Source organism: Stenotrophomonas sp. NPDC077659 (genome assembly GCF_050268705.1).
Lineage (GTDB): Bacteria > Pseudomonadota > Gammaproteobacteria > Xanthomonadales > Xanthomonadaceae > Stenotrophomonas.
Genome location: NZ_JBNNHG010000151.1, coordinates 1 through 8,790, shown reverse-complemented (window position 1 = coordinate 8,790; position 8,790 = coordinate 1). Strand labels below are relative to the sequence as shown.

General features: G+C 67.3%; 7 protein-coding genes. 3 read left to right on the top strand and 4 right to left on the bottom strand.

Translation table 11 applies throughout. From position 1 onward, the window contains the following. The first annotated feature begins 203 nt into the window (after positions 1-203). The 3 genes from prpE to ACQKDV_RS16475 all read left to right on the top strand — a co-directional run bounded on the left by prpE (position 204) and on the right by ACQKDV_RS16475 (position 3,902). Positions 204-2,084 (top strand): propionate--CoA ligase, encoded by a 1,881-nt coding sequence (prpE, locus tag ACQKDV_RS16485; protein ID WP_427785151.1) that lies wholly within the window; start codon positions 204-206, stop codon positions 2,082-2,084. 211 nt (positions 2,085-2,295) lie between these two features. After that, the gene (locus tag ACQKDV_RS16480; protein WP_427785150.1) at positions 2,296-2,796 is read left to right on the top strand and encodes a hypothetical protein; all 501 of its coding nucleotides are present in this window, start codon (positions 2,296-2,298) and stop codon (positions 2,794-2,796) included. Positions 2,797-2,846: 50 nt separating this feature from the next. Then, positions 2,847-3,902 carry a suppressor of fused domain protein gene (locus ACQKDV_RS16475; RefSeq protein ID WP_427785155.1) on the top strand — a complete coding sequence of 352 codons (1,056 nt, stop codon included), beginning with the start codon at positions 2,847-2,849 and terminating at the stop codon, positions 3,900-3,902. 68 nt (positions 3,903-3,970) lie between these two features. Here the strand turns inward: ACQKDV_RS16475 and ACQKDV_RS16470 are convergent, their stop codons facing one another. The 4 genes from ACQKDV_RS16470 to ACQKDV_RS16455 form a co-directional block, all read right to left on the bottom strand. Then, positions 3,971-4,582 (bottom strand): glutathione S-transferase N-terminal domain-containing protein, encoded by a 612-nt coding sequence (locus ACQKDV_RS16470; protein WP_427785149.1) that lies wholly within the window; start codon positions 4,580-4,582, stop codon positions 3,971-3,973. 86 nt (positions 4,583-4,668) lie between these two features. Beyond that, a complete protein-coding gene (locus ACQKDV_RS16465) occupies positions 4,669-5,127 on the bottom strand; it encodes a cell wall hydrolase (RefSeq protein WP_111126942.1) in 459 nt (152 codons plus the stop codon). 296 nt (positions 5,128-5,423) lie between these two features. Then, positions 5,424-7,454: an FAD-dependent oxidoreductase gene (locus ACQKDV_RS16460; protein ID WP_427785147.1), complete on the bottom strand. Its 2,031-nt coding sequence runs from the start codon at positions 7,452-7,454 to the stop codon at positions 5,424-5,426. A 98-nt stretch (positions 7,455-7,552) separates the two neighbouring features. After that, positions 7,553-8,182, bottom strand: coding sequence for a YczE/YyaS/YitT family protein (locus ACQKDV_RS16455; RefSeq protein ID WP_427785145.1), 630 nt, complete (start codon positions 8,180-8,182; stop codon positions 7,553-7,555). Between the last annotated feature and the right edge of the window lie 608 nt (positions 8,183-8,790).

The following is an 8,790-nucleotide window of genomic DNA, read 5'->3' as shown; positions in this document are numbered from 1 at the left end:
GCTTACATGGACGTACTTGCAGCGTCCCCCTCAACCGGACCCACCCCGCCAACCCACGGATAGCCAGCTTTTGCCGTTGCCGTTGGCGGGTGCAGGGCTGCAAGCCCTGCAGAACACACCCCACCCCCTACCAAGGTAGGGCGGCCCGCGTGCCAGCGCCGGACTATCCTCGAACCCATGACTTTGTCTGGGAGGGCTGCGTCATGAACTACGAGGAAACCTACCGACGCTCGATCGACGAGCCGGAGGCATTCTGGGGCGAGGAAGCCGGGCGCATCCATTGGCATGTGCCGCCGAAGCAGGTGCTGGATTACAGCAATCCACCGTTCCGCCGCTGGTATGTCGGCGGTCAAACCAACCTCTGCTACAACGCCGTCGACCGCCACCTGGCCGACCGTCCCGACCAGCTCGCGCTGGTGGCCGTCTCCACCGAGACCAGCATCACCCGCGAAATCACCTACCGCCAGCTGTACCGCGAAGTGAATGACTTCGCTGCGGTGCTGCAGCACCTGGGCGTCGGCCATGGCGACCGTGTGGTCATCTACATGCCCAACATGGCCGAGGCCGTGTTTGCCATGCTCGCCTGCGCGCGCATTGGTGCCGTGCATTCGGTGGTCTTCGGTGGCTTTGCCGCGCACAACCTGGCGCTGCGCATCGATGACGCCAGGCCCAAGCTGCTGATCGCCGCCGACGCCGGCATGCGTGGTGGCAAAGTCATTCCCTACAAGGGCATGGTCGATGCCGCCTGCGCCGAAGCGGGCAACCCGCCGCCGCATGTATTGATCGTGTCGCGCGGGCTGGATCCGGCCGAGCCGCGCGTGCCCGGGCGCGATGTCGGTTACGCTGAACTGCGCACGCAGGTGGGCGAAGTGGACGTACCGGTGAAATGGCTCGAATCCAGCGAACCCAGCTATCTGCTCTACACCTCCGGCACCACCGGCAAGCCGAAGGGCGTGCAGCGCGATGTGGGTGGCTATGCGGTGGCGATGGCGCAGTCGATGGAGACCGTGTTCGACTGCCGGCCCGGCCAGGTGATGTTCTCCACCTCGGACGTGGGCTGGGCGGTCGGCCATTCCTACAACGTGTACGGGCCGCTGATCGGGGGCTGCACCTCGCTGCTCTACGAAGGCCTGCCGACCCATCCGGACCCGGGCATCTGGTGGGCGCTGTGCGAGCAGTACAGCGTGCGTACGATGTTCTCCTCGCCCACTGCCATCCGTGTGCTGAAGAAGCACGATGCCGACTTCATCCACCGCCACGACCTGGATGCGCTGAAGTACCTGTTCCTGGCCGGCGAGCCGCTGGATGAGCCCACCGCGCACTGGATCAGCGACGCGCTGGGCAAGCCGGTCATCGACAATTACTGGCAGACCGAAACCGGCTGGCCAGCGTTGACTCTGCTGCCGGGGCTGGGCATGAAGCCGGTGCGCTTCGGTTCGCCGGGCTTCCCCAATCTCGGCTATCGCATGAAGGTGATCGACGAGAACACCGGCGAGGAAGTGGCTGCCGGTCAGAAGGGCGTGCTGGTGGTGACCCCGCCACTGCCTCCGGGCTGCATGAGCACGGTATGGAATGACGATGCGCGCTTCATCCAGAGCTACTTCAGCCACTTCAAGGAACTGCTGTACAGCTCGCTGGACTGGGCCATCCGTGATGACGATGGTTACACCTTCATCCTTGGCCGCACCGACGATGTGATCAACGTGGCCGGGCACCGGCTGGGCACGCGTGAGATCGAAGAGGCCATCTCGGGCCACCCGCGCGTGGCCGAGGCGGCGGTGATCGGGGTCAAGGACGAGCTGAAGGGGCAGGTGCCGCTGGTGTTCGTCACCCTCAAGCAGGGCCTCAACGGCGAGGATCCCGCACCGGTGGTGGCCGAAATGATGGCGGCGGTCACCGCCTCGCTCGGCGCGGTGGCCCGCCCGGCCCACGTGCACGTGGTCAATGCACTGCCCAAGACCCGTTCGGGCAAGCTGCTGCGGCGCTCGCTGCAGGCGCTGGCCGAGCAGCGCGACCCGGGCGATCTGTCGACCCTGGATGATCCAGGGGCGCTGGAAGAGATCCGCCGCGCGCTGGGGCGGTGAGCGGTAGTGCCGGCCCCTGGCCGGCATTCCAGCATGCCGGTGTGCCGGCCAGCGGCCGGCACTACCTCCAGACATGCGCTAAGCTCGCCCTGTCATCGGTCTGCAACCGTGCTGGCGCTTCGGGGAAGCTGCGCCGGCTTCGGCGATGACAGCCAAGGGGACGTGCCTGCGAGGGCGCGTGGATGAAGCGCATCAAGGATCTGGGGGATGCATGGCGCTGCTGTATGCCAAGACGGCCGCTGGCCGTCAGGAAATCGAAGACCGTGGCCGGCGCCTGCCGGCGGGATTGCGGTCGATTCTGCTGATGGTCGATGGCCAGCGCGATGACACTGCGCTGCGTGCCCTGTTCGAGGGCCTGCGCGTACCGGCTGATGCGTTGCAGCAACTGACGGCCGAAGGCCTGATCGAAGTCGTGGGTGGTTCGGTTGAGCCGGTGGCCACGCGTGGCCTCAGCAGCGGCCGAGAGCAGGACCCGGCGCTGTACCAGCAACTGTATGACGCCATGAGCGAAGCGGTGCGTCGGCATCTGGGCCTGAAGGGCTATTTCATGCAGCTGAAGATCGAGCGCTGCAAGGACGCGCTGTCGCTGGAGCAGCTGTGCCCGGAACTGCTTGAGGCCGTAGGCAGGGCGCGCAGCCCGGCGCTGGCGCGGCGCTGGTGGCAGGAAACCCAGACTCGGCTGGCCGCGGGCGGCGAGGTCGTGCAGGCGTAGTGGGGCGGGTAAAGTGGGCGATGGATTTCACTGCCCATGAGGATGCCTGCGTGCAGGACGAACACGACACCACCGACACGCCCGGCTGGGACGCGATCAATGCGGCGCTCGCGCCGCTGTATGCCGGCCAGGAGCCGCGCCACTATGGTACCGCGCTGCCGTACACCCTGGGCGGCCAGGATCCGCTGGATGGCATCAGCGTCTACTGGGCCGAGGCGCCGGTGCCGCACTGGCATTACGTCACCTACGGTTTCTCCGAGCTGTATGCCAAGGAAAGCAGCGATGCACAGGCCAGCGGTTATGGTTTCGAGCTGACCTTCCGTCTGGCGGCTGGCCCTGGCGAGGACGCTGCAGGCACGCCGCCGGTGTGGCCGCTGAACCTGCTGCAGAATCTGGCGCGCTACGTGTTCGGCAGCGGCAACGTGTTTGAAGATGGGCACCATCTCAATGCCAACGGTCCGATCGCGCTGGAAACCGACACCCGCCTGGGCCATCTGGCCTTCATCGCCGATCCGCAGCTGCCGGCGCGTGATACCGCCAACGGGCACCTGCAGTTCCTGCAGTTGGTCGGCCTGACCGACGAAGAGATGGATGCAATCCGGTGCTGGTCGACGCGGGGCGTGCTGCAGGCCCTGCAGCCGGCGATGCCGCTGTGGATCACCGATCTGCACCGCGGCAACCTGCTGGATGACCCCGCACTGGCGGCAACGGTATGCGAGGGCAGTGAACGCGAAGGCTCCAGCACCGGCATGCTGTTCATCGAGACCCTGCAGTGGCGGCAGGAGGCGGGCATGACCACGCTGGTGCTGGGCGCGGGCCAGGTATCCGGCGTGGGCGAACTGCTTGGCCTGCGCCTGCGTCACGGCAGGCCGCTGGAGCTGGTCAGCCGCGAACGGCAGTGGACCTTCGTCCCGGCGGCAGGCGCCCCAGCCAATGATGTTGGAACCGACAGCGCGCGCTGGGTCTTGGACGAAGCCGGGCTGCAGGCGATGGCGGCAGTACCGGCCGAGCGCGGGCTCTACCCGGTCGGTGGTGGTTTGTGCATCGACGTGGTGCCGACCCGGCTGCGCGACAGCAAGGGCGAGGTAATCCGCGAGATCGGCTGAGCGGGCTGTGGCGAGCGGTGGGGTCGGAGCCGTTCGCTGCGCGGACGGCTCCGACCCCGTCCCTGGCCTCAGGCCAGGCCTTCGGCCTTCAGCACGGCCTGGACCCCGGCATCGGCCTCCATGCGGGTCTTGAAGGCGGCCACGTTGTCCAGGCCGACCAGGTCGACCTTGGCGGCCGCGGCCCAGCGCAGGGTGATGTAGAAGTACGGATCGGCGAAGCTGCGGAAACCGGCCAGCCACGGCTTGTCGGCCAGCTGCCTGTCGGCGGTCTCGAACAGGCCGCGCAGGCGCTTGCGCGCGGCGGCGCGGATGGCATCGAACTGGCCTTCATCGGCGATGAACTTGGCCGGCCCGAACAGCGGCGAGAAGGCCGGGTGAACGTCCGAATTGACGAAGGACAGCCAGCGGGTGGCCTCGGCGCGCTGCTGCGCGCTGCCATCACCGGCCAGGCCGGCCTGCGGGAAGCTGTCGGCGATGTAGCCCATGATGGCCGCGTTCTGCAGCAGGATGAAATCGCCATCGACCAGCGCGGGCACCGCACCGGCCGGATTGATCTTGAGGAATTCCGGACCCTTCAGGGTGTCCTTGTCCAGCAGTTCTACTTCATAGGGCTGGCCGGTCCACTGCAGGGCGATGTGGTCGGCGGTGGAACAGGCACCGGGTTTGCTGTACAGCTTCATGGTGACTCCAGGCGGGGCGTGGCGGGAAACGTCCACTATCCCAGAGCCTGCCGGCGCGCGGCAACGCTGCCGCCGGCAACAGATCGTTACGACTGGCGCGGCTTGAGGTTCTGCACCTTATAGAAGGTGTGGTCGCCGATGGTCGCTACCTGGTAGGCATTGCGCCAGTTCGGGCTGGCGATGGACAGCGCGGCGAAGTGGCTGGCGCCGGGCACGATCTCGCGGCGTTCGCCGGCCGGCAGCGCCCAGTTGCGCTCGGCGTCGAAGGCCACGTTCATCGCCTCGCTCCAGGCCGCATCGTTGCCCAGCTGGGTGCCGGGCGGGACGATGGTCGGGGCGAACTGCTTGCGCGCGGTGACCACCTGGCACATCGAATCACCCCACAGGCCGCTGTCGAGGCGGCGCAGTGCGACTTCGGCCACGGCCTGCTGGCCGCGCAGGGTCTGGTCGCGGGCTTCCAGGTAAACGGTGGTGCTCAAACACAATGAATCAGCGGCCGGCTGAGGCAACAACTGCGACAGCCAGAGAATCCAGGCCAGTTTCATATGACTCCTTGCTCCGTGTGGGCCGCACCTCGGGGTTCCCGCAGCGGGGGGCTGCGGGCCGGGGCACGACTTGGCGTGATGGGGAGGCGGCCATCGGGGCCGCCCCGTGGGCGACCCCGATGGAAACGATCAGTCTGATCGAGGGGGACGCGCCGGCTCACCGGGAACTGGCTGGTGAGCAGAAAGTTGGCGCAAGGTAGGGGGGGATTGCCGAACGCATCCTGAACCGACCTGCTTGACATTCAGGTTTTGGCAAGGGGGCAAAAATCACAGTCTGTCCCCCATTCAGGCCCGGACTACAATGCTGCGGCCACCCGGCTGCCCTGATCGATCGCGCGTTTTGCATCGAGTTCGGCGGCCACATCGGCGCCACCGATCAGCTGCGCGGCGATGCCGGCGGCCTGCAGTTCGGCCATCAGTGCGCGGTTGGGTTCCTGCCCGGCGCACACCACCACATGGTCGACCGGCAGCAGCTGTTCGCCGCCGTCAACGCGGATGCGCAGGCCGTCCTCGTCCACCCCCAAGTACTCCACGCCGCCGAGCATGCGCACGCCCTTTGCCTTCAGCGTGGCGCGGTGGATCCAGCCGGTGGTCTTGCCCAGGCGCGCGCCCGGCTTGCCCGGGCTGCGCTGCAGCAGCCAGAGGCGACGCGGCGAGGCCTCCACCTGCGGGCGGGTCAGTGCGCCGCGAGCCTCGAAGCGGCTGTCCACGCCCCATTCGGCCATCCAGCGCTGCGGGTCCAGCGACGGCGAGCGGCCGGCATGGCTGAGGAACTCGCCGACGTCGAAGCCGATGCCCCCGGCGCCGATGATCGCTGCGCTGGCGCCGACTTCGACCCGGCCCAGCAGCACGTCCAGGTAGCTGACGACCTTGGCATGGTCGGCACCAGGGAAGTCGACCTTGCGCGGGGTGATGCCGGTCGCCAGGACCACGTGATCGAAGCCAGCCAGGGTGCTGGCATCGGCACGTGTGCCCAAGCGCAGCTGCACCCCGGTTTCGGCCAGTGTGTGGCGGAAGTAGCGCAGGGTCTCGTGGAACTCTTCCTTGCCGGGAATGCGCTTGGCCACGTTGAACTGGCCGCCGATCTCCTCGCCGGCATCGAACAGGGTGACATGGTGGCCACGTTCGGCAGCCACCGTGGCACAGGCCAGGCCGGCCGGACCGGCACCGACCACGGCGATCTTCTTCGGCGCCGTGGTCGGGTGGTAGACCAGCTCGGTCTCGTGTGCGGCACGCGGATTGACCAGGCAGCTGGCCAGCTTGTTCTCGAACACGTGGTCCAGGCAGGCCTGGTTGCAGGCGATGCAGGTGTTGATTGCCTCGGCACGGCCGGCGCGGGCCTTGTTCGGCCACTGCGGATCGGCCAGCAGTGGGCGTGCCAGCGACACCATGTCGGCGCCGCCGCCGGCCAGGATGCGCTCGGCAACGTCGGGCATGTTGATGCGGTTGGTGGCCACCAGCGGCACGTTCACGTGTGGCTTGAGTTTGGCGGTCACCCCGGCGAACGCCGCGCGCGGCACCGAGGTGGCGATGGTCGGGATGCGCGCCTCGTGCCAGCCGATGCCGGAATTGATGATCGTCGCGCCAGCGGCCTCGATGGCCTGGGCCTGCAGCACGATCTCTTCCCAGTTGCTGCCGTCATCGACCAGGTCCACCAGCGACAAGCGGTAGATGATGATGAAGTCCGGTCCGCAGGCTTCGCGGATGCGGCGCACGATCTCCACCGCAAAGCGCATGCGCTGGGCGGCGTCGCCGCCCCAGCGGTCGCCGCGCGTATTGGTGCGCGGGGCGATGAACTCGTTGATGAGGTAGCCCTCCGAGCCCATCACTTCCACGCCGTCGTAGCCGGCCTCGCGGGCCAGCTTCGCGCTGCGCGCGTAATCGGCGATATGCCGTTCGACGCCGCTGGCCGACAGCGCGCGCGGGGTGAATGGATTGATCGGCGCCTTCAGCCTGGACGGCGCCACCGACAGGGGGTGGTAGGCGTAACGCCCCGCATGCAGCAGCTGCAGGCAGATCTTCGCGCCGTGCTGGTGCGCGGCGGCGGTGAGCTGCCGATGCGGGCGCACTTCCCAGGGCCAGGACAGCTTGCCGCCGAACGGCTTCAGCCACCCCACTACGTTCGGTGCGAAGCCACCGGTGACGATCAGGCCGACACCGCCTTCGGCGCGCTCGGCGAAGTAGGCGGCCAGGCGCGGGAAGTCGCGGGCGCGATCCTCCAGGCCGGTGTGCATCGAGCCCATCAGCACCCGGTTGCGCAGTTGGGTGAAGCCCAGGTCCAGCGGGGAGAACAGGTGCGGGTAGGCGGTTTCGTTGGCTGGCGACATGGTCGATACGCTTGCGTACGGAAGCGCGCAGGGTGCCGCGAAACCGCCCCCAGGGCAAGGGTTGGTAGTGCCGGCCGCTGGCCGGCATCCCGATCCGCTCAGGGCGCCTGGGGGTGCCGGCCAGTGGCCGGCACTACTGCCGTGCGGCCGATGCCGAACCAGCCCAACGTAAAACCGCACAACGGGCCGATCAACAGGGCGAACGCCAGCGTACCGACGCCGAGGTTGCCGCCCAGCAACGCGCCGACCACCAGCACGCTGCCTTCGATGAGCGTGCGTACCTTCCAGATCGGCCAGCCGGTGCGGGCATGCAGGCCGGTCATCAAACCATCACGCGGGCCAGGGCCGAGGCGTGCACCGATGTACAGGCCGGTGGCCAGGGCGATCAGCAGCAGACCGGCGCAGAACAGCAGCAGCTGCCAGCCCAGGCCGACAGCGGGTGGCAGCAGCCAGAGGCCGAACTGCGCCGAAGGGCCGATCAGCAGCACATTGAGCACCGTGCCCACCCCGGGCTTCTGCCGCAGCGGCCACCACAGCACCAGCACCAGCAGTCCGACCAGGTTGGTGACCAGTCCGAACGACAGCGGCGCGCGCAAGGTGATGCCCTGCGAGAGAACGTCCCAGGGCGCCACGCCGATGGCGGCCCGCACCATCAGCGCGATGCCGGATCCGTAGAGGAACAGGCCGATGACGAGTTGCAGCAGGCGCAGGGGCACGGCGGTGGGCATTGAAAGGTCCGGCGGTGAGGGGATCTGCCACCACCGTAAATCCCGTGTTGGGCGCAGGACAGATACAGATGCGAGCCGATGCGCGCACACAGCAGGTTCTCGGCTGCTTGACTGCGGATATGGCCGCCGACGGCGTTCAAAATTCCGGATGAATCTGCGTGATCGGCGAAATGACGTAAACGTCCAAGTGCGATCTGCGCCCCCACAGATGGCGTCGGCAGATGCCGGATGAAGGTTCCTCACCTCAATGGGCGCGCGCTGAATCTCCTTGCCGAAGCACTCGCAAAACCTGGCGCGCGCTCCCCTTAATCCGCTCCAAACCCTTGTAGCGCGTGGGTCTTGCGGATCTTCATCATCCTGTATAGGGTTTCAACGTCGGACCGGAGGCCGGCCGGGTGCGACGCTTCACATGTTACGTGACTGTTAACATGGCCTTCACCCGCCTGAGCATAATGTTCGCGGCGGTGGCGTGCTGAATCGGCTGTCGAACATCGACGCAGTAGTGCTGGCCCATGCCTCTACCGGTTTCATACCCCCGAAATAGGAGCTGTACTCAATGAACAAGAAGATCCTTACTGCCGCGCTGCTGGGTGGTCTGGCTTTCGCCC